This window comes from Geomonas paludis (genome assembly GCF_014193585.1).
Lineage (GTDB): Bacteria > Desulfobacterota > Desulfuromonadia > Geobacterales > Geobacteraceae > Geomonas > Geomonas paludis.
In genome coordinates, this window is record NZ_BLXY01000001.1 from 964,451 (window position 1) to 983,226 (window position 18,776).

The 18,776-nt window shown below is 61.7% G+C and carries 16 protein-coding genes and 1 pseudogene; 7 read left to right on the plus strand and 10 right to left on the minus strand.

The window, feature by feature from the left end:
- Window positions 1-56 precede the first annotated feature (56 nt).
- The 5 genes from H7687_RS03905 to H7687_RS03925 all read left to right on the plus strand — a co-directional run bounded on the left by H7687_RS03905 (window position 57) and on the right by H7687_RS03925 (window position 6,930).
- The gene (locus H7687_RS03905; RefSeq protein WP_183345312.1) at window positions 57-974 is read left to right on the plus strand and encodes a D-alanine--D-alanine ligase; all 918 of its coding nucleotides are present in this window, start codon (window positions 57-59) and stop codon (window positions 972-974) included.
- Window positions 975-1,129: 155 nt separating this feature from the next.
- Window positions 1,130-1,954: a cell division protein FtsQ/DivIB gene (locus H7687_RS03910; protein WP_183345314.1), complete on the plus strand. Its 825-nt coding sequence runs from the start codon at window positions 1,130-1,132 to the stop codon at window positions 1,952-1,954.
- A 15-nt stretch (window positions 1,955-1,969) separates the two neighbouring features.
- On the plus strand, window positions 1,970-3,208 hold the full coding sequence (ftsA, locus tag H7687_RS03915; RefSeq protein WP_183345316.1) for a cell division protein FtsA: 1,239 nt from the start codon (window positions 1,970-1,972) through the stop codon (window positions 3,206-3,208).
- A gap of 111 nt (window positions 3,209-3,319) precedes the next feature.
- Window positions 3,320-4,474, plus strand: a complete 1,155-nt coding sequence (gene ftsZ / locus H7687_RS03920) for a cell division protein FtsZ (RefSeq protein WP_183345318.1) — start codon at window positions 3,320-3,322, stop codon at window positions 4,472-4,474.
- Window positions 4,475-4,767: 293 nt separating this feature from the next.
- On the plus strand, window positions 4,768-6,930 hold the full coding sequence (locus H7687_RS03925) for a sensor histidine kinase (protein ID WP_246404556.1): 2,163 nt from the start codon (window positions 4,768-4,770) through the stop codon (window positions 6,928-6,930).
- On the opposite strand, the gene H7687_RS03930 is transcribed toward H7687_RS03925, so the two are convergent.
- The 4 genes and pseudogenes from H7687_RS03930 to H7687_RS21885 form a co-directional block, all read right to left on the minus strand.
- Window positions 6,896-10,135 (minus strand): DNA polymerase III subunit alpha, encoded by a 3,240-nt coding sequence (locus H7687_RS03930; protein WP_183345320.1) that lies wholly within the window; start codon window positions 10,133-10,135, stop codon window positions 6,896-6,898. The genes H7687_RS03925 and H7687_RS03930 overlap by 35 nt on opposite strands.
- A gap of 276 nt (window positions 10,136-10,411) precedes the next feature.
- Window positions 10,412-11,662: a DNA polymerase Y family protein gene (locus tag H7687_RS03935; RefSeq protein WP_183345322.1), complete on the minus strand. Its 1,251-nt coding sequence runs from the start codon at window positions 11,660-11,662 to the stop codon at window positions 10,412-10,414.
- On the minus strand, window positions 11,638-12,024 hold the full coding sequence (locus H7687_RS21880) for a LexA family protein (RefSeq protein WP_246404635.1): 387 nt from the start codon (window positions 12,022-12,024) through the stop codon (window positions 11,638-11,640). Before H7687_RS21880 ends, H7687_RS03935 begins: the two co-directional genes overlap by 25 nt.
- 279 nt (window positions 12,025-12,303) lie before the next feature.
- A pseudogene (locus H7687_RS21885) lies at window positions 12,304-12,441 on the minus strand (LexA family protein); the annotation flags it as partial.
- Window positions 12,442-12,648: 207 nt separating this feature from the next.
- On the opposite strand from H7687_RS21885, the gene H7687_RS03945 reads away from it, so the two are divergent.
- Together H7687_RS03945 and H7687_RS03950 are read left to right on the plus strand one after the other, a co-directional pair.
- Window positions 12,649-13,218, plus strand: coding sequence for a hypothetical protein (locus tag H7687_RS03945; RefSeq protein ID WP_183345327.1), 570 nt, complete (start codon window positions 12,649-12,651; stop codon window positions 13,216-13,218).
- A gap of 17 nt (window positions 13,219-13,235) precedes the next feature.
- The gene (locus H7687_RS03950) at window positions 13,236-13,634 is read left to right on the plus strand and encodes a hypothetical protein (RefSeq protein ID WP_183345329.1); all 399 of its coding nucleotides are present in this window, start codon (window positions 13,236-13,238) and stop codon (window positions 13,632-13,634) included.
- Window positions 13,635-14,055: 421 nt separating this feature from the next.
- Here the strand turns inward: H7687_RS03950 and H7687_RS03955 are convergent, their stop codons facing one another.
- From H7687_RS03955 to H7687_RS03980, 6 genes are all read right to left on the minus strand, one after another.
- Entirely contained in the window at window positions 14,056-14,520 is a 465-nt protein-coding gene (locus tag H7687_RS03955) for a MamS/MamX family magnetosome protein (RefSeq protein WP_183345331.1), read from the minus strand.
- A 97-nt stretch (window positions 14,521-14,617) separates the two neighbouring features.
- Complete coding sequence (locus H7687_RS03960; RefSeq protein ID WP_183345333.1) at window positions 14,618-15,616, minus strand: hypothetical protein; 999 nt, start codon at window positions 15,614-15,616, stop codon at window positions 14,618-14,620.
- Complete coding sequence (locus H7687_RS03965) at window positions 15,613-16,299, minus strand: ABC transporter ATP-binding protein (protein ID WP_183345335.1); 687 nt, start codon at window positions 16,297-16,299, stop codon at window positions 15,613-15,615. The genes H7687_RS03960 and H7687_RS03965 overlap by 4 nt, the downstream gene beginning before the upstream one ends.
- A gap of 10 nt (window positions 16,300-16,309) precedes the next feature.
- Window positions 16,310-17,443, minus strand: a complete 1,134-nt coding sequence (locus H7687_RS03970) for an ABC transporter permease (protein WP_183345337.1) — start codon at window positions 17,441-17,443, stop codon at window positions 16,310-16,312.
- Between the two features lie 297 nt (window positions 17,444-17,740).
- Window positions 17,741-18,232, minus strand: a complete 492-nt coding sequence (locus tag H7687_RS03975; RefSeq protein ID WP_308469773.1) for a nitrous oxide reductase accessory protein NosL — start codon at window positions 18,230-18,232, stop codon at window positions 17,741-17,743.
- Window positions 18,229-18,738 (minus strand): nitrous oxide reductase accessory protein NosL, encoded by a 510-nt coding sequence (locus H7687_RS03980; RefSeq protein ID WP_183345341.1) that lies wholly within the window; start codon window positions 18,736-18,738, stop codon window positions 18,229-18,231. Before H7687_RS03980 ends, H7687_RS03975 begins: the two co-directional genes overlap by 4 nt.
- Window positions 18,739-18,776 lie beyond the last annotated feature (38 nt).

Below are 18,776 nucleotides of genomic sequence, written 5' to 3' on the forward strand. Positions count from 1 at the left end.
GAGAGGGGGGAACCCCAGAGCTCTGATAGCAGAATAAGCACAAAGGAAGTTTCGAGATGACCATACAGGACCTGAAAACCAAGAAGATCGCCGTGCTGATGGGGGGGCTTTCCGCCGAGCGCGAGGTGTCCCTGAACAGCGGCAAGGCCGTGCTCGCTTCGCTGCAGCGCCAGGGGTATAACGCCGTCGGCATCGACGTCGGCCGCGACCTGGCTCAGCGCCTGGCCGAAGAGAAGGTGGATCTGGCCTTCATCGCCCTGCACGGCCGCTTCGGCGAAGACGGTTCGGTACAGGGTCTGCTGGAGCTGATGGCAATACCCTACACCGGTTCCGGCGTGCTCGCGTCGGCCCTTGCCATCGACAAGATCGCCGCCAAAGTCATGTTTGCCGCCGCCGGCTTGAAGCTTGCCCCCTACCAGGTGCTGCGCCGCGGCGAGGAACTGAAGCTTGAGAATCCCCTGCCGGTGGTGGTGAAGCCCTCCAAGGAAGGCTCCTCGGTCGGCGTCAGCATCGTGAAAGAGCCCGGCCAGATGGCGAAGGCGCTCGAGGATGCCTTCCGCTACGACTCCGAGATCCTGATCGAGGCATTCATCAGCGGCAAGGAGGTCCAGGTCGGCATACTGGACGGACGCGCCATGGGCGCCATCGAGATCGTTCCGAAAAATGAGTTCTACGACTACGAGGCGAAGTACACCGACGGCGGCGCCGAGCACATCCTCCCGGCCCGCCTGCCGGAGAGCGTGTACCAGGCGGTCCTGAAGGAAGGCGAGAAGGCCCACGCCGCCCTGGGCTGCGACTGCTACAGCCGTGTCGACTTCCTGGTCAACGAGGCCGGCGAGTGCTACCTCCTCGAGGTGAACACCCTGCCGGGAATGACCGACCTGAGCCTGCTGCCGGAAATCGCCCGCGGCTCCGATATCGATTTTGACCAGTTGGTGGTGCGCATTATCTCTGCCGCATCGCTGAAAATCTGAGAAGCAGTTAAAGATTAAGATAAAGATTAAGTTAAAGATTAAGTCTAGGCCTTAACCTCAATCTCAATCTTAGTCTTAATCTCAGTCTCAGTCTTACTTTCAGGTTCACCGCTGCTATTTAGTTGCATTGAAATTCAATCTAGACGGTAACTGCCATGCGCGATCTGCACGCCAAAAAACAGAGGGTGCCCCACAACAGGGTCAAGAAGCCGCCCAAGGAGCGTAAGCCCATCAACTGGGGCCCCATCCTCAAGTGGCTCTCCCGGGGGATAGGCGCCTCGGTCATCTGCGCCGTCGCCGGACTGGGCGGCTGGAAGGCGTACCACCTCGTCTCGCGCACCACGCTGCTCCGTCTGGAAACCATCGAGGTGTCGCCGCTGAAGACGGTCTCCCGGGAGGAGATCATCACCCTGGCCGGCGTCCGCCCCGGCGACTCGATGCTGGGGCTCGACCTGAAGACCATCATGGCACGGCTCTCCAAGGATCCCTGGCTGGAGCAGGTACAGGTGCGCCGCTACTTCCCGCACACCCTTTCCATCACCGCTTCGGAAAGGACCCCGCAGGCGGTGGCCAACGTGGGCTGTCTCTACTACCTCGACGAAAAGGGCGTGCTGTTCAAGTCGCTCTCCGAGGGGGACCGTCTCGACTTCCCGCTCATCACCGGCATCACCGAGGAGGACCTGTCCCAGGACCCCAAGGGGTGCCAGGAGGCGCTGAAGGGCGCGCTGCAGCTGATCGGCACCCTGAAGTCCGGCGGCGTGTTCAGCCTGGCCGATATCTCGGAGATTCATTACAGCAAGGGGTACGGCTTCACCCTGTTCACCATGCAGGGGGGCGTTCCGGTGAAACTGGGCAACGGCGACTTCGGCCAGAAGCTCGCGCGCCTGTCCAACATCTATCGCGACCTCAAACCGCAGATGCATGCATTGGATTACATAGACCTCGATTACATCGACAAAATCATAGTGAAAAAAGTGTAGGAAAAGGGGGGGAGCATGTCCGCAACCAGAAGGGATAACCTGATCGTCGGCCTTGATATAGGCACAACCAAGATCTGCGCCATCGTCGGCAACGTCACCGAGGACGGCATCGACATCGTCGGTATCGGTACCAGCCCGTCCAAGGGGCTCAGAAAAGGTGTGGTGATCAACATCGAGAGCACCGTCTCCGCGATCAAGAAGGCGATCGAGGAGGCCGAGCTGATGGCCGGCTGCGAGATCAAGTCGGTCTACGCCGGCATCGCGGGGGGGCACATCAAGGGCTTCAACTCCCAGGGTGTCATCGCCATCAAGAACCGCGAGGTGTCCCCCGAGGACGTGAAGCGCGTGATCGAGGCCGCCAAGGCCATCGCCATCCCGATGGACCGCGAAGTGATCCACATCCTCCCCCAGGAATTCATCATCGACGACCAGGACGGCATCCGCGAGCCGCTGGGGATGAGCGGCGTCAGGCTGGAGGCCAAGGTGCACATCGTCACCGGCGCCGTGGCCAGCGCACAGAACATCGTCAAGTCCTGCAACCGCGCCGGCCTTGAAGTCGCCGACATCGTCCTCGAGCAGCTCTCCTCCTCCGAGGCCGTGCTCTCCGCCGACGAGAAGGAACTGGGCGTGGCCCTCGTCGACATCGGCGGCGGCACCACCGACATCGCCATCTTCGTGGACGGCGCCATCAAGCACACCTCCGTGCTCTCCCTGGGCGGCAACCACCTGACCAACGACATCGCCGTCGGCCTCAGGACCCCCATGGCCGAAGCCGAGCGCATCAAGCAGAAGTACGGCTGCTGCCTCTCCTCACTGGTCGGCAAGGACGAGACCATCGAGGTCCCCAGCGTGGGCGGCCGCAAGCCGCGCATCCTCTCCCGTCAGTTGCTGTGCGAGATCCTCGAGCCGCGCGTCGAGGAGATCTTCACCCTGGTGAACCGCGAGATCGTGAAGAGCGGCCTCGAGGACATGATCGCCTCGGGCGTGGTCATCACCGGCGGCTCCACCATCCTGGAAGGGATGCCCGAACTGGCCGAGCAGATCTTCAACCTCCCGGTACGCCGCGGCTTGCCGCAGAGGATCGGCGGCCTCACCGATGTCGTGAATTCCCCCGTTTACGCAACCGGCGTCGGCCTGGTGGTGTACGGCTCCAAGAACGTCGGCGTACACGAGTTCCCGACCCAGCAAAGTGACGAGACTGTCTTCCGTCGGGTGAGCCGCAGGATGAAGGATTGGTTTGGCGAGTTCTTCTAAAAAAACACAAGATATAGTGTTTTAGGGCTTCCATTATCAGGGCAAACGTAGTATAAAGCCGACTAATATTTTTCCGCCGCCGGGGGGCGCAATAATAAGGGGGGTAGTTCAATGTTCCATTTCGATGAAAGCATCGACCAGACTGCGAAAATAAAGGTGATAGGCGTTGGTGGTTCCGGCGGGAACGCAGTCAACACCATGATGACTGTGGGCATCGCAGGGGTCGATTTCATCGTTGCCAATACTGATGCACAGGCGCTGAGGATGTCCAAGGCGCCGGTCAAGATACAGATCGGAACCCAGCTCACCAAGGGTCTCGGCGCAGGCGCGAACCCCAACGTCGGCCGCGACGCAGCCCTGGAAGACAAAGACAAGGTCACCGAAGCGCTGAAGGGCGCCGACATGATCTTCGTAGCCGCCGGCATGGGCGGCGGCACCGGCACCGGCGCCGCCCCGATCATCGCCGAAATCGCCCGCGAGCAGGGCGCGCTCACCGTGGGCGTGGTCACCAAGCCGTTCACCCGCGAAGGGCGTCAGCGCCTCGCCAAGGGTGAGGACGGCATCAAGGAACTCAAGAAGCACGTCGACTCCCTGATCGTGATCCCCAACGACAGGCTCCTGGGCCTGGCCGGCAAGTCCATGTCCATCCTGGACGCCTTCAAGCCTTCCGACGACGTACTGCGCCAGGCGGTGCAGGGCATCTCCGACCTGATCACCCAGTCCGGTCTGATCAACGTCGACTTCGCCGACGTCAAATCGATCATGAGCGAGCGCGGCATGGCCATGATGGGCATCGGTCTGGGCAACGGTGAGAACCGTGCCGTCGATGCGGCGCTGAAAGCCATCTCCAGCCCGCTCCTCGAAGACATCGACATCTCCGGCGCCAAGGGCGTCCTGGTCAACATCTCCGGCTCCTCCTCCATGACCATGGACGAGTTCGATGCGGCCAGCAAGGTGATCCACGAGAAGGTCCACGAGGACGCCAACATCATCGTCGGTCTCGTCATCGACGAGACCCTCGGCGAGACCATCAAGGTCACCGCCATCGCCACCGGCTTCGGCGACCGTTTCGACCTCGAGAAGGGGCGTCACGAGATCAAGAACGTGAGCACCCTGGTCAAGCCGCAGCCCGAGGTGAACCGCGAGATCCCGACCTACATCCGCGCCAAGCAGGAGCGTGAAGCCTCCAGGCAGCAGCGCAGCTTCCTGATGGACGACGAGGACCAGTACGACATCCCGACCTTCCTGAGGAAGTCGGTCGACTAGTACCGGCCCCACAGACGAAACCAAAAGGCCCGGCCCCGAGAGGGAGCCGGGCCTTTTTGATGTGGTGCACGGCAGACGGGACTGGCCGTCAGGTGCCTGTCCCTCTAGCGGAACGCTTCTTTCAGCTAAGCCCCCTTCATCACGCAGTAAGGGGACAGGCACCCGGCGGAGCCAGTCCCCTCCTTCCGTTTTGCCTCCCCTTTCCCTAAAGCATCCGCAGATTTATCCGATAGGTGCACAATGGCCTATGAAAATGAAGGCCCGCCTGTGCCGTGCACGCAGCCGGAGTTACCGTGACGATCGAAGGACAGCCACTCTACAACAGCAAGATCATCAGCATCTTCGTGAGCCTTCTGCAGAAGAAGTATCCGCACGTAGACGTGCCGGAACTGCTGCGCTACGCGGAAATAACCCCCTATGAAGTGAACGACGAGGGGCACTGGCTCACCCAGCGCCAGGTGGACCGCTTCCACGCCCGGATGACCCAGATGGTGGGGGCGGACATCTCCAGGGAAGGGGGGCACTACGCGGCGTCGGCAGCCGCCCACGGCATGATGATGAAGTACACGCTGGGGCTGATCGGCCCGGTCAACACCCTGCTCGCCATCGGCAAGTGTGCCAGGAACTTCAGCAGGTCCGGGACTTACAGCGCGGCGAAACTGGCCGACAACAAGGTGGAGATCACCTTCGTGCCGCACGCGGGGGTGGAGGAACAGCCCTACCAGTGCGAAAACCGTATCGGCATGTTCGAGGCGGTGGTGATGCTGTTCAACTACCATCCCCCGGAGACCCTGCACGAGGAATGCATTTTCCAGGGGGGCGAATGCTGCCGCTACATCATCTCCTGGAAGAAGACCTGGTACGCCCGGGTGCGCAGCCTCAGGAACCGGCTGGTACCTCTCTCCCTCGTGGTCTATGCGTTGTTGCTGCACTTCGGACAGGTGGGGCACCCGGTGGCGTTCCTCACCGCACTCGCCTTTATCACCCTGGGGAGTTCCTACCTGGCGCAACGGATGGAGACGCGGGAGATCGTCACCGCCCTGGACCAGGTGAAGGAATCGACCGAGCAGATAGTCGCGCAGATGGGTGTCAACTACAACAACGCCCGCATGGTCAACGAGGTCGGGCAGGCGCTCAGCAAGCAAAGCGGGATCGACGAGGTGCTCAAAAACGTCACCAAGGTGATCGAGAAGCGGCTGGGTTACGACCGCTGCGTCATCATGCTGGCCGACGCGAGGAAATCGCGCCTGACCTTCCGCACCGGCTACGGTTATACCGACGCGCAGCGGGATGTGCTCCTGGAAGCCTCCTTCGACCTCACCGACCCCGGCGCCCACGGCGTCTTCGTCACCTGCTTCCGGCAGAACCGGAGCCGGTTCGTGAGCGATTTCGCCGACGTGGCGAACCTGCACACGCCGCGGAGCATCGCCTTCTCCCTGGAACTGGAAGCGCGCTCCTTCATCTGCTGCCCCATCGCCTGCGACGGCGAGGTGCTGGGGATCCTGGCGGTGGACAACAAGAAATCGCAGCGCCCGCTGATGCAGAGCGACCTGAGCCTGTTGACCGGTATCGCCCCGGTCATCGGCATGAGCCTGCGCAACGCCATCCACCTGGAGCGTGAGCGGCGCATGTCCGAGCAGATCCGTCAATCACAGAAGATGGAATCGGTGGGCGTCCTGGCGGGGGGCATCGCGCACGACTTCAACAACCTGCTCACGGGCATGATGGGCTTCGTCGCTCTGGCGCAGATGAAGCTGAAAAGGGACGACCCGGCCCAGGAGTACCTGGAACAGGTGCTGAGCGCGGCGGACCGGGCGGCCTCGCTGACCCAGGGGCTGCTTGCCTTCAGCAGGAAACAGGTCAACCATCCCGAGCCGGTCAACCTGAACCAGGTGGTCGACAACCTGCGCAAGCTCCTGAGCCGGCTGGTGACGTCGAAGATCACACTGCACATGGAGCTTTGGCCGGAGAAACTGGCTGTCGTGGCGGACTCGGGCCAGATCGACCAAGTGATCAGCAACCTGGTCAACAACGCCCGCGACGCCATGCCCGATGGCGGGACCCTCACCATCTGCACCAGCCTCATGGAGATGAACGAGGAGTGGATCGACCAGCGGGGGTATGGCAGACCGGGCAGCTACGCCGTCATCTCCGTGACCGACACCGGCACCGGCATCGACGAGGCGACCAAGGCCCACGTGCTGGAACCGTTCTTCACCACCAAGGAAGTGGGCAAGGGGAGCGGACTGGGGCTGGCAATCGTCTACGGCATCGTCAAGCAGCACGAAGGCTACGTCGAGATCGACAGCACCCCCGGCGTGGGGACCACCCTCAACGTATACCTCCCGCTCTTGACCGGCGCCGCCGCGGCAGGGGTGCCCGAACTGGCCTCCGGCGCGCAGGCGCAGGGAGACCGACCCTTCAACCGTCCAGAAAACCGACCCATTTCACCCTGAGCGTCGCCACGCCGAACTCCTCCTCGACCACACCCTTCAAAAGGTAGGGGCGGCGCTGCGAGAGCTTGCGGCAAAAGCGCGCATAGACGTCCGGGAAAAAGGTGGCGTCGAAGATCGCCGTCACGTCCTCGAAGGAGACGAATTCCATCGGGCGGCCGTGCTTGTCCTCCACCGCCTTGGTGGTGATCCACCACCCCACCATGGTCACCCACTGCCCCGAGTGCTTGATCAGCTCCGATGCCTTGATGGGCCGGTGCCGCTGCCACTGTGCCTTGTACAGGGCGAGCGGATGCCGCGAGGCGAGAAAGCCCAGCGCCTCCACCTCCTGCCTCAACACCGTTTCCGCGTCGTACGGGGGCGGCGAGGGGAGTTCGGTTTTCTGCTCGAAAAGCAGGGCCGTCGCCTGCTGCTGGAAATGGAGCAGCTCCCACAACAGTGCCGGTCGCCTTGGTTCCCCTTCCAGTGCGTCGAAACACCCCGCCTTTACCAGCCGCTCCGCATCGCAGCGCTGCACGCCGGCCCGGCGCAGGAAGTCTTGGAACGACGTGAAGGCCCCATGCTCGCGGCGCTCCTTGAGGAGTCGCTGCGCCCCCTCACGGGTCAGCCCGTCGATCTGCATCAGCCCGATGCGCAGCGTCTTGTCCGCGCCGGTGTAGTGGTAGTCGCTCCCGTTGACGTCCGGCGGCAGGATGGTGAGCCCGAGCCTGCGCCCCTCCGAGATGTAGGCGAACGGCGAGTAGTAGCCCCCCTGGTTGGAGATGACCGCGGCGATGAACTGCGCCGGGTGGTTTGCCTTCATGTAGGCCGCCTTGGCGCTCAACAGGGCGTAGCTCGCCGAATGGGGCTTGCAGAAGGAGTACCCGGCGAAGGAGAGAATCTGTTCCCAGATCGCATCCAGCACCGGCCCGGAGACGCCCCGCTCCTTCCCCCCCGCGATGAACTTGGCGTGGAAGTCCTCCAGCCGCTTGCCCCGGTGCTTCTTGGTGATCACCTTCCTGAGCTGGTCCCCTTCGCTCGCCGAGAACCCGGCCAGTTCCATGGCGATCTGGGTGATCTGCTCCTGGTAGATGGCGATCCCCAGCGTCTCCCCCAGGACAGGTTCCAGCAGCGGGTGCAGGTGCGCCCATTTCTTCCCCTGCATACGGGCCACGTACTCCTGGATGAAGCTGTTTGCCGCCGGCCGGATGATGGACGATGCCTGCACCAGCACCTCGAACAGGTCGATATCGAAGGTTTCGCGCGGCGCCGTCGAACTCCAGATCTTGCGTAACAGCAGGCGCACCGAGGGGGATTCCAGGTAGAAGCAGCCGATGGTGAGCCCGCGGCGCATAAGGCTCTGCGTCCTCTCGTCCTCCAGTGGGCGCCAGCTCGCGTAGTCGATCTCGATTCCCTGCTGCTCCTTCACCGCCGCCATTGCGTCCCGGATCACCGCCAGCGAACGGTTGCCCAGGATGTCGATCTTGACCAGCCCCGCATCCTCGGCCTGGTCCTTCTCCCACTGGATCAGCGGCAGCCCCTTGTGCGAAATCTCCACCGGGACGTAGCGGCGGATCTCGTCCGGGACGATGACCAGCCCGCCGCAATGCAGCGAGAGGTGGCGCAACTGGCCGTTCAGGTGGCGCGCCGTGGCGACGATCTCCTGCCAGTCCGGCGACAGCGCCTCCCCCTGGAACAGCGGGTGCCCCGCCATCGCCGCCGCACTTTGTTCCGCGCGCCAGAAGCCCGAGATACGATCGGTCATCTCCTTGATCTCGAAGTCCGGCAGGCCGTAGACCTTGGCCACCTCGCGCAGGGCCGACCTCCCCTTGAAGCCCACCTGGTTTGCCACCATCGCCGCGCGCGTGGCGCCGTAGCGGGCGAAGGCGAAGTCGAGGATGGCGTCCCGTTCGTCCCACGGGAAGTCCACGTCGATATCGGGCGGGTCGCTGCGCCCCTCGTTGAGGAAGCGTTCGAAAAAAAGGTTGTGGCGGATGGGGTCGACGTGGGTGATGCCGAGGCAGTAGGCGACCAGCGACGCCGCGGCACTCCCCCGGCCGCAGGTGCGTTGCGACTGCCTGGTGATCTCCTCCACCACCAGGAAGTAGTGCGCGAACCCCTTGTCGCGGATGATGGCCAGTTCCTTTTGCAGGCGCGCCTCCACGTTGGGGGCGATGCAGCCGTAGCGCCAGAGTGCCCCTTCGCGTGCGCGGTTGTTGAGCGTCGTGAAGGCGTCGTCGTTGCCCAGTCCGCGGAAGGCCGGGAAGATGGTGCGGGAAAAGTCCCAATCCCTGCGGCACATGGCAGCGACGCGTAGCGAGTTTTCCAGGGCCTCCGGGCAGTGCGGGAAGAACTCCGCCATCTGTGCCGGAGCGTAGAGCGCGTCCGACTCGCAAGCGGTCAGTTCCGGCGTCAATCGTGACAGTTTCGTGTTGAGGTCGATGGCCCGCAGCACCCGGTGCAAGTGGAAGTCGCCGGCGTCCCCCCGCAAAGGGGACTGGCTCCGCCAGGTGCCTGTCCCCTTTGCCCCCACGTTGCCACTAACCCCTGAAGGGGACTGGCTCCGCCAGGTGCCTGTCCCCTTTGCCTCTTGGGCGATGACGTCGGTGTCGGCGGCATTGGAGCGAGGGGGACAGGCACCTGCGGAGCCAGTCCCCTGCCCCCTCTCCCCCCGGGAGAGGGTTGGGGTGAGGGCGCCGGCAGCACGGGAATCTTGCGCGGAACCCGACGCACGAAGGACAACCCTCGCCGTCGCCACCGCCGGCAGCTTCAGTTCCCGCGATGTTGCCAGTGCCCGGTGCATGTCGTGTCCCGGTGACAGCTCCACGAAGAGCCTCTCCGCCGAGACCCGCTTCAGCGCAGCAAGCAGGCGCCGGTCGTCGCTCACTACGATCACCCCGTGCCGGTAGCGGGTGAGGGCGTGGCAGAGGTCGAACGACGTGTCGCAGTGCAGGTCCGAGAGCAGGCGCGAGATGTTGGCGTACCCCTCCTGGTCCGCCGCCAGCAGCACCGCGCGGTTTTGCTCCGTCACCGCCTCAGTGCCGATGATGGGGGAGATGCCGGCGTCACGCGCCGCGTCGAGGAATCGTGGCACCCCGTAGAGCCCGTTTCGGTCGGTGAGGGCGAGCGTGTCGAACCCGAACCGCGCCGCCTCCGCGCAGAGCGCCTCCGGCGAGAGCACTCCCCAGTTGGGGGAGAGGGAAGAATGTACATGGAGATGGATGAACATCAGGAAACCCGATTAACAGGGATAAAAGGGATAAAAAGGATGACAAAACCACCAGAAAAGCGGTTACGCGAAGAACTCGAAGTGTCCGCAAAGAACACGAAGAGAATCAGGCAGACGGGGGGACCCGAACCACAAGATCAGTTAAAAGATTTCGTTTTAGCCGTTCCCAAAAAAGATTGTCTCCGTGTTCTTCGCGGATACTTGCCGTCCTTTGCGTAACAGCTTTTAGCTTTACTGCCGTTATCCCTTTTATCCCCTTTATCCCTGTTAAATGCCTTAGCTTTTGGTCACTGTCATATACTTATTCTGCTCCGGGTCCCATTCCGCTGGCGCTTCACTGGCGAGGGTAACCTCCCGGCGTGCCGCGAGCCCTTTCCCCCAGCGCACCGCATTCCTGCCGTGCTTTTCCCGCAAGAGGTCCAGCGTCTCCTGCAGGTCGCTCTCCTTGCGGGACACCTCGGCCGGCGCGGCCGCAAAGAGATCCATCTGCCCCGCATCCTCCGCCACCTGGTCGCAGCTAAGCCGCAACCCCTTGACCCGCTGACGCCTCTTGCAAGTGGCGAAGAAGAGATCCTCCACGGCCGCCAGCAGCGGCAGGTCCAGCGATGTCGGCACCGGCAACACCTTCTTCCCCTGCTGGCTGACCCCGTCCGCGTACATCACCGACAGCGTGAGCTTGCGCGCCCCCTTGCGCAGGCGCCGCAGCCTCAACCCGCATCCCTCCACCAGCCGCAACAGCTCCGAGAGCAAAATGGCGTCGTCATTCTCCTCCTGCTCCAAAAGCCCTTCCTCCACGATCTCGGTCGACATGCGCGGCGGCTGCACCGGAGAACGGTCGATGCCGCAGGCCCGGTCGTGCAACAGCGGCGCGAAAGGGCCCACGGCCAGGCGCAACTGCGGCACCGAGAGCGACGCGACCTCCTCTACCAGTTTCAGGTTGAGATCCCGGAACAGCAGCGTCTGCCGCGACTCTCCCACTCCCGGCAGCACCGAGACCGGGAAGGGAGCCAGGAAAGGACGCTCCGCGCCGTGGAAGACGTCATACACCCCCGGCTCCCGCATGGTGTCCGCCGCGACCCGCGATACCAGCTTGTTTCCCCCCGCACCGGCCATGGCTTCCAATCCGAGTTCGCCCGCTATCGACTTCTCCAGCCGTGCCGCAACGTCGCGTGCCGGGCCAAAGAGCCTTCTCGATGCGGTGACATCGAGGAAAACCCTTCCCGCTCCCGGCTCCACCATGGGCGTGAACTCTGCCGAGAGATCCATGAGCGCCTGGCTTCCCTTGGCCATCAGGTGCGGATCCGGCGCGATCACGATGAGCGACGGGCAGGACCTGCGGGCGTGATAGATCGGCGTCCCCACGTGCACCCCCTCGGCGGCAGCCTCCGACGAAACCGACTGCAGCAGCGCACGCTCCGAGTTGAGCGGAGCCACCGCCACCGGTCGCCCGCGCAACTGCGAATGGATCACCCGTGCCAGCGCGATAGGAAAAGCGGGGATAGTTATGTGGAGGATTTCCCGGTCCACTTGCGATAAAACCTCATGGAGCCCACCAGCACTCCCCTGATATGAAACTCGTCCTCTTGCGTCACCGTGATGGGGCTCATCGCCGAGTTGGCCGGCAGCAGTTGGATCGTGTTCCCCTTGCGCAAATACTTCTTGATGGTGATCGAACCGTTGACCTCCGCGATCACGGTCTGACCGTTCTCCGCGACCGACTGCGGGTGTACCGCCACATAATCGCCGTCCATGATCCCCATCTCCACCATCGAATCACCGCGCACCTCGTAAACCACGTTGCCCGGTCCCGCCATGGCGGAAGGGACCTCGATGGCGTCCGCCAATTGGAACGCCTCCACCGGCCGTCCCGCCGCCACGATCCCGACCAACGGCAGTTCCAGGAACGCTACATTCCCCCCCTGTCGAAATGCCCCTGAATTTGCCAGCCTTGGTGCCGAAAGCGTCTCCCTATCTGCGAGGCTGGTGCCCGTAAGCGTTCCTTTCTCTGCGAGGGTCGGGGCGAGAACAGTTCCTCCTTTAGCAGGTGAATGGGCCGCAAACGTCCCCCCCTTTGCGAAGGGGGGGCAGGGGGGATTTGCTAGTTGCAGCCCCCTCTTCGCATTACCCTGTCGCGCCAACTGTCCATGCCGTTCCAGCGCGCGCAAGTAATGCTGCACCGTTCCCAGCGAATCGAACCCGCATCCGGCAGCGATTTCCTGCTGTGACGGCTGATACCCGTGGCGGTCCACGAAATCCAGAATGAAATCCAACACCCTCTTCTGTTTAGGTGTCATTCCCACCTCCATTCCATCACGCCCATTCCCCCCTGCCCCTCTCCCTCTGGGAGAGGGGCAGGGGGGAGGGAAGATGGTCACTCGATCAGGGAAGCGAGAATACTCGCAAGTTTTTCGTAAGTCAAGCGTGGGTGAATGTGAAGGGTGAACATTGAACAACGGTGAAAGGATGGTATAACTCCGTGATTGATTAAAATACGCCAATATTTGGAGGCCGGTATGGACGGGAACACGCTCATCATTATCGGGTTAGGCGTCATCGTAATTGTCCTGGCAATTGCAGTCTTTGCCCTCTTTCAAAGGCGGCAGACTGCTGGCCTGCGCGGTCGGTTCGGCTCGGAGTACGACCGCACACTCCGGGAAACCGGGAGTCGCGCCCGTGCAGAGGCTGATCTGAAGCAGCGGGAAAAGCGGGTTGAGAGGCTGAATATCCGGGAACTCAGCCCGGAGGACGCCGCGCGGTTCAAGGAGTCCTGGGCACGGGTGCAGACCCGCTTCGTCGATGACCCGAAGGGGGCAGTCACTGAGGCGGATCAACTGCTGGGGGATGTCATGGTGAAGCGCGGCTATCCCGTCGGCGACTTCGAACAGCGTGCGGCAGATATCTCGGTCGAGCATCCGCGGGTCGTCGAGCATTACCGGGCCGGCCACGAGATCGCGCTGCGCCACGCGAAGGGACAAGCCACCACGGAAGACTTACGCCAGGCGATGATACACTACCGCACCCTGTTCACCGATCTGGTCGGCGAACAAGAGACACCGAGTGTGGTGTTGCGCAAAGAGGTATAGACAACGGAGGTTAAAAAATGGACGACATTAAAAAAGAAGAAAGAGCACGCGAGGGGCTTACTACCGCGGATTTGGCCGGGCGCACGGATGCAGGCGGCTCGGCCAATGTTCAGATCACAGGGGGGCAGGATGTCTCGGGCGAAGAACAGGCGCCCCTGCTGTCCATCAACGAAGCCAACAATCTGCGCCGTCGCTGGGACGAGATACAGGTGGGATTTGTGGACGAGCCCCGGCGTTGCGTGGAACAGGCGGACAACCTGGTAGCCGAGGCGATGAAGCGTCTGGCCGAGACCTTCGCCGATGAGCGCGCCAAGCTCGAGGCCCAGTGGGATCGCGGCGGCGACGTCTCCACCGAAGACCTTCGTCTGGCCCTGCGCCGTTACCGTTCCTTCTTCCACCGGCTCCTTTCCATCTAATTTCGCATATCCTACTCCCGCGAAGTTGGCCCAGATGGGCCCTTGGACCGCCACAACATGGCTGCCGGAAGTTCCCGGCAGCCGTTTCATTCTCCACACTTCAACACATCCCGCGTCCGCGGCAAGACTTTCAGCGGTGTTGTCGCCCCAGTAAAACCTCCCCTCGGCGAAAGTCCGACCATACTTTGGCAAAGTGCGACCGTACTTTCGCAAAGTGCGTCCATAAAATCGCAAAGTACGATTACAAAATCGCAAAGTAAGATCACAAAATCGCAAAGTACGATCACAAAATCGCAAAACGCACTCCTGAAATGTGAAAACACCATGAAGAAATCATGAAACGTCTTCGGAAATCAGAAAACGCGATGGCAAAATCAGAAAACGTCATCCTAAAATCGGAAAACACACCATGACAAACGGGCTACCTCCGCCATCCAGCCCAGACAGGGACGCCATTGTCATCGCGCAGTCTCAGGACGGCGTCTCCTTTCTTAACCTCCTGGGCTATGATGACGGGCTTTCCTGACATGGTAATCTTGGACCCCTTTATCTCCAGCACGTCACCCTTCTCGATCCTGGTATCCTGCCGGTCTAGATACCAGGCCGGTCCCAGGTGAACCGATACAGTTTCTTGCTCTGTTTTGAGTTGCAGATGTATTCCTGCTCCCATCCCTTTGCGCGGTGTCATCCGGCCGATCGACTGGACCTCGCCGCGCAACGACTCGACTGTTGCGGGATTATACATCCTCTGGTACTCACCTTTCATACCCCAGCCCGCACTACCGCACCCGGCACCGCCGCACCCACGCGGTGCAGCCAGAGCCGCTGTCGAGCCAACCGCCATGACCAGTGCCACAAGAACTGCCGCTCTTTGTACTCTCTGCATGACCTGCCTCCATTGTTAAGGTTTTACGGATGCCCCGGAGCCGGCAACGGCTGCGAGGTGAGGACTAATATCGTGATCATAGCGGTTGCACTCTCTTTCAACCTCGCAGACTTAGGCTGGAGTAAAGGATCTTGCAGGTCGCTGCACCGCTGAATATGAGCAGCGCAGCCAGCGCAGTTGCCGCAAGTTTATTTTGCAGGGCGGGCAGGGTCTCACCCAGGCTGCCCCGGTGACGGAAGGGATGTAAAACGCCTACGCCAACACCGGAGACCGCTGCTGCCAGGATGACAAGATAAAGCGGATAGCCGGCATAGTCATATTCCCCTTGCAGCAGGCAGAACGGGCAGTGGTGCGCTGGCAGTTCGTAGATGTAGAGAGAGATGACTGAGACGACAGCAACAAGGGTAATTGCAAAGTGGAGTGCGCTCAAGCCCGCAAAGAGATATGCCCCCTTTTTTCTCCGATAAAACCGAAGACCCGTCATAACGGTGACGATGCTACTGGTATAGAACAGCGCCAGCATCGGAAGCGGAGGGGGCGAGGCCATCCCGGGGCCAATGCCGGACGCATTGTTGTTGAAGAGGCTGCCGCAGCACGAAGTGATGACATCGGGTCGCAGTACCGTGAAAAAAACCGCTTGGGCCACTGTTTCGGCTGTGGTCAGTGGTGCCATCAGCAACAGCAGGAAGTACTTGGGCCTGATCAGCGGGTAGTCGTACCCCTGCTCGTCAGCGTGGTTAAGGATCAGCCAGATTCCCGCCAGGAAGAATGTCGTCAGTTTCAACAGGAGGGTGGGGTAGCCCAACCAATGGGCGGACAGGGTGCCGGCCGCGCACATGGCCCCCGTGAACAGGTGATAGATGCTGTCCGCCACGCGCAAATAGAGGAACAGGGATACCAACTGGAAGGCCAGGAGGTAGCGGACCACGGTCGAGATCAGGTAGGTGCGGCGTTCCAAGGCAAGCTGCAACTCGCTGCCGCTGGTGATGTCCCATCGGCGCAGGATGAGGATGCCGTATCCGCACGCATAGAGGGTTATCAGCCCCATCAGCAGCGAGGAGACGAGTAGCGCCAGGATGCCCGGGTGGAGAATCATGACATCGTTGCCCCGGCAACGATACGGCCGTCGCGCAATTCCACCACCTGCTCGGCAAGCCATGATTCGCAGATGATGGGATCGTGGCTGGCAATGATGATAGTGGTCCCCCGGGACTTGAGTTCCCTCATGATGCCGATGAACTCAAGCGACAGCTTGGTGTCCAAGTGCGCGGTCGGTTCATCGGCGATGATGACCGCCGGATTGTTGATGAGGGCGCGGGCAACCGCCACCCGCTGGGCTTCCCCGCCCGATAGCCATTCGATCTTTGCCTCCGCACGTTTTTCGACGCCGAGCATGGCCAATGTTGCCTGTGCCCTGCCCCGCAGCGTGGAAAATTTCTCTCCGGTGGGATAGGCCGGGAGCATGACGTTTTCCAGGGCCGTAATTCCCTTGATAAGGTTGCACTGCTGGAAGATGAAGCCGAAGGTGGTTCGGCGGATGTCGGTCAGGAAGCGCTCCGGCAGGCTGGTGATCTCCCGCTGCTTGAGGAATATCCGGCCTGCACTTGGTCGGGCCATGCATCCGATCAGTCCGAGCAGGGTAGTTTTCCCGGAGCCGCTTGGTCCCTTGAGGATGGTGGTCTGCTCCATGCGCACATCAAGCGAAACACCGCCTACAGCGGTGACCTCATTGGGGCGTCCGGCGTTGAAGACCTTGCTGATGTTGTGTATCGAAATCACACGGGCCTCCTTAGCGCATGACCGCGTCGGGATCGATGGTTGCCGCCCTCCAGGAGGGGACGATGGTAGTGATGGTGTAGGGAACGACGGTTAGGATGAACAGCGTGACCACCTGCTGAAAATCGAGCAAGGGGGGCAGGCGGAAGGAAGGGTACAGGGTGGACCATCCCTTGAGGACCGGTGCAAAAAGGGACGCAGAGGTGTGGAAGACGTGCAGGTAAGCGAGGATGGTGCCAGCCAGGAAGGCGGTAAGCGAGATGGCGGTCCCCTCCCAGAATTTCAGCAGGAGGATATCGGACGTGTCCCAGCCCACCGCCTTCAGGATGCCGATCTCTGCGCGTTCTTCGGCCGAAAGCCCGGTCGCCTTGTCCCAGGCAAAGATCAGAAACGCCAGTGTCGCGGCGCTGAAGATGACGAGCATCAGGCCGGAACGCCAGCTAAAGACGGCATCATAGGTCCGCAGGATCTCGCTGCGCAGGATCGGACGGGCGTCGTGATGCATCCTCGTGATCTTCTCCACGATGGTCGCGTACTCCCGAGGGTTGCGCACCTGCAGGACGAGGTCGGTGGCCTGGTCTGCAGGGACCCCCGAGAAAAGGCGGTAATCCTGTTCCGAAATCAGTACCAAATCTGCCGTCAACAGTTGCGACTCCTGTTCCAGGACCTTCCTGACCGTGAAGGCCCGGGGCGCGCCATCGTGTCCCTGAAAGGCTACGGTGTCCCCGGTCGCGGCGCCCAGCATGCGGGCCACTGCACCGCCGAGGTCGACGTGGCCGGCCCCCGGAGGGTCCTGTGCCGGCACCATGAAGGTGTAGTTGGCAAGCCGCGTTCGGTCGTAGTGGTAGCCCCATAAACGTGGCTGCGCCGAACCTACTCCGTTGATGCTGCCGATTCCCGCGCACCAGGACATGGGAACGGTCTGGTAGCGCCCGGCCTGGGTGCGCTGAACGATTATCTCGGGAGACTCCTGAAGCACCAGCATCGCCTCGCGCCTGATCGCCTCGGTGAAGAACAAAACCGAGGCGAGGACGAAGATGATCAGGGTGTAAACCAGCAGTAGTCCCCCGTTTTTCCCTTTACGGCGCAAGAGCGTGGCCAGGGTGAAATCGATGATATGCCGGTGTCGTTCAATCATGTGTGCCATGTCGTGTCACCAGGTGGGGAGGAGGTTGGATCACCGCGCCGGTAGGGAAATGCTCCCATGACATGGGCGCGTCCTGGAAGGGCGTTGCGAAATCCGTCAGGGTCGGATGACGGGTGTAGCTGGCTTCGGTGCAAAGACAGAGATCGGTGAGCCGGAGTTGCCTCACCCGGGCCGCATTGCGGGCAAGCGCTTGCCGTGCTACCTGTTCCTCGGCCCGGGCGTGCAGGAGCATCCCAGCCAGTCCCAGCAACAGGGCGGCAAGCGTTCCCAGGAACATGGTGGAGCGTCGCGGTGCCATCAGTCGAGCTGGTTCAGCAGCGTCGGTGTGACGTCGCGGAGGCGGATTATCCTCGTTCCCCGGTGGTCGTTGCGGAAGTCACGCGCCTTGGACTCACTGCCGAAGGGAATCAACTCTCGTCCCATGGGGCCGTAGACATCGCTGCCCATGACGTAATAGGCAGAGAGGCCGTTGACCTTGGTGAGGTCATAGTAGTCGGTGACAAAGACTGCTCCGATGTCGGCCGTTTTACGGCCGGGTGCGTAGCGGGACAGGTAGAGATAGTACTTGAACATGTCCTTGGCTCCATCGAAATGGACGGAGCTCCCGTCTCCAAACCGGATCTCTGCGGCGAAGCCGGGAAATTTGGCAACGAACATGCCGCAGACGGGGCATTTGTCTTTGGGGCCGACTGTGTGGGGCTGAAGACTGCCGGCTGAAGCAAGCGCAGCTCCGACAATGATGAGGGCGATAAGCAAAGCCAGCCCTGACCGAAGTTGGCCGGCCATCATTGCCCACCTTTAGGCATCTGCGACCTTCTCATCTTGCGCCTTTCGCGGATTTGCTTGGTGTCGCGGTACATGTCTTCGTAGGCCGCTTTCATTGCCTCATCGAAGGTAGCCATGGCGCCGCCGTTTTCCTTGGTGAACCCCTCCGCAGCCCCTTTTCCAGCGAACGCCCACTTGGCGTTACCGGTCATGACACCCGCTTTCTTCCCGCCAAGGACCCACACCGCTTTTTCCGCATCGATCAGTGCCTTGGTCTGATAGTCCCCGACTGTTATCGTCTTTGGTGCCTTGTCGATCTTGTTAGCCAGGTCCAGCGCTGCACAGTGGAGGCTGCAAGCGCCGAACGAGGTGCCGTCGTCGTATTCGATCAGTACCCTGCTGTGGGCGAATTTGCCCCTATCCATGCCACAGTAGGTACAGGACGGATGCCTCTCTATGTCGCCCCCCGCCGCAAAAGCTGCAGCGATGAAATTCAGCACCAGGATTAAAACGAAACACAGCGTTTTCATGACTATCCTCCATGTAGTTCGCAGGTTGATTGAAGTTG

Coding starts and splice junctions, on each gene's coding strand:
- H7687_RS03905 (WP_183345312.1), top strand. CDS start 57: ATGACCATACAGGACCTGAAAACCAAGAAGATCGCCGTGCTGATGGGG.
- H7687_RS03910 (WP_183345314.1), top strand. CDS start 1,130: ATGCGCGATCTGCACGCCAAAAAACAGAGGGTGCCCCACAACAGGGTC.
- ftsA (WP_183345316.1), top strand. CDS start 1,970: ATGTCCGCAACCAGAAGGGATAACCTGATCGTCGGCCTTGATATAGGC.
- ftsZ (WP_183345318.1), top strand. CDS start 3,320: ATGTTCCATTTCGATGAAAGCATCGACCAGACTGCGAAAATAAAGGTG.
- H7687_RS03930 (WP_183345320.1), bottom strand. CDS start 10,135: ATGTTCATCCATCTCCATGTACATTCTTCCCTCTCCCCCAACTGGGGA.
- H7687_RS03945 (WP_183345327.1), top strand. CDS start 12,649: ATGGACGGGAACACGCTCATCATTATCGGGTTAGGCGTCATCGTAATT.
- H7687_RS03950 (WP_183345329.1), top strand. CDS start 13,236: ATGGACGACATTAAAAAAGAAGAAAGAGCACGCGAGGGGCTTACTACC.
- H7687_RS03955 (WP_183345331.1), bottom strand. CDS start 14,520: ATGCAGAGAGTACAAAGAGCGGCAGTTCTTGTGGCACTGGTCATGGCG.
- H7687_RS03960 (WP_183345333.1), bottom strand. CDS start 15,616: ATGATTCTCCACCCGGGCATCCTGGCGCTACTCGTCTCCTCGCTGCTG.
- H7687_RS03970 (WP_183345337.1), bottom strand. CDS start 17,443: ATGGCACACATGATTGAACGACACCGGCATATCATCGATTTCACCCTG.
- H7687_RS03975 (WP_308469773.1), bottom strand. CDS start 18,232: ATGATGGCCGGCCAACTTCGGTCAGGGCTGGCTTTGCTTATCGCCCTC.
- H7687_RS03980 (WP_183345341.1), bottom strand. CDS start 18,738: ATGAAAACGCTGTGTTTCGTTTTAATCCTGGTGCTGAATTTCATCGCT.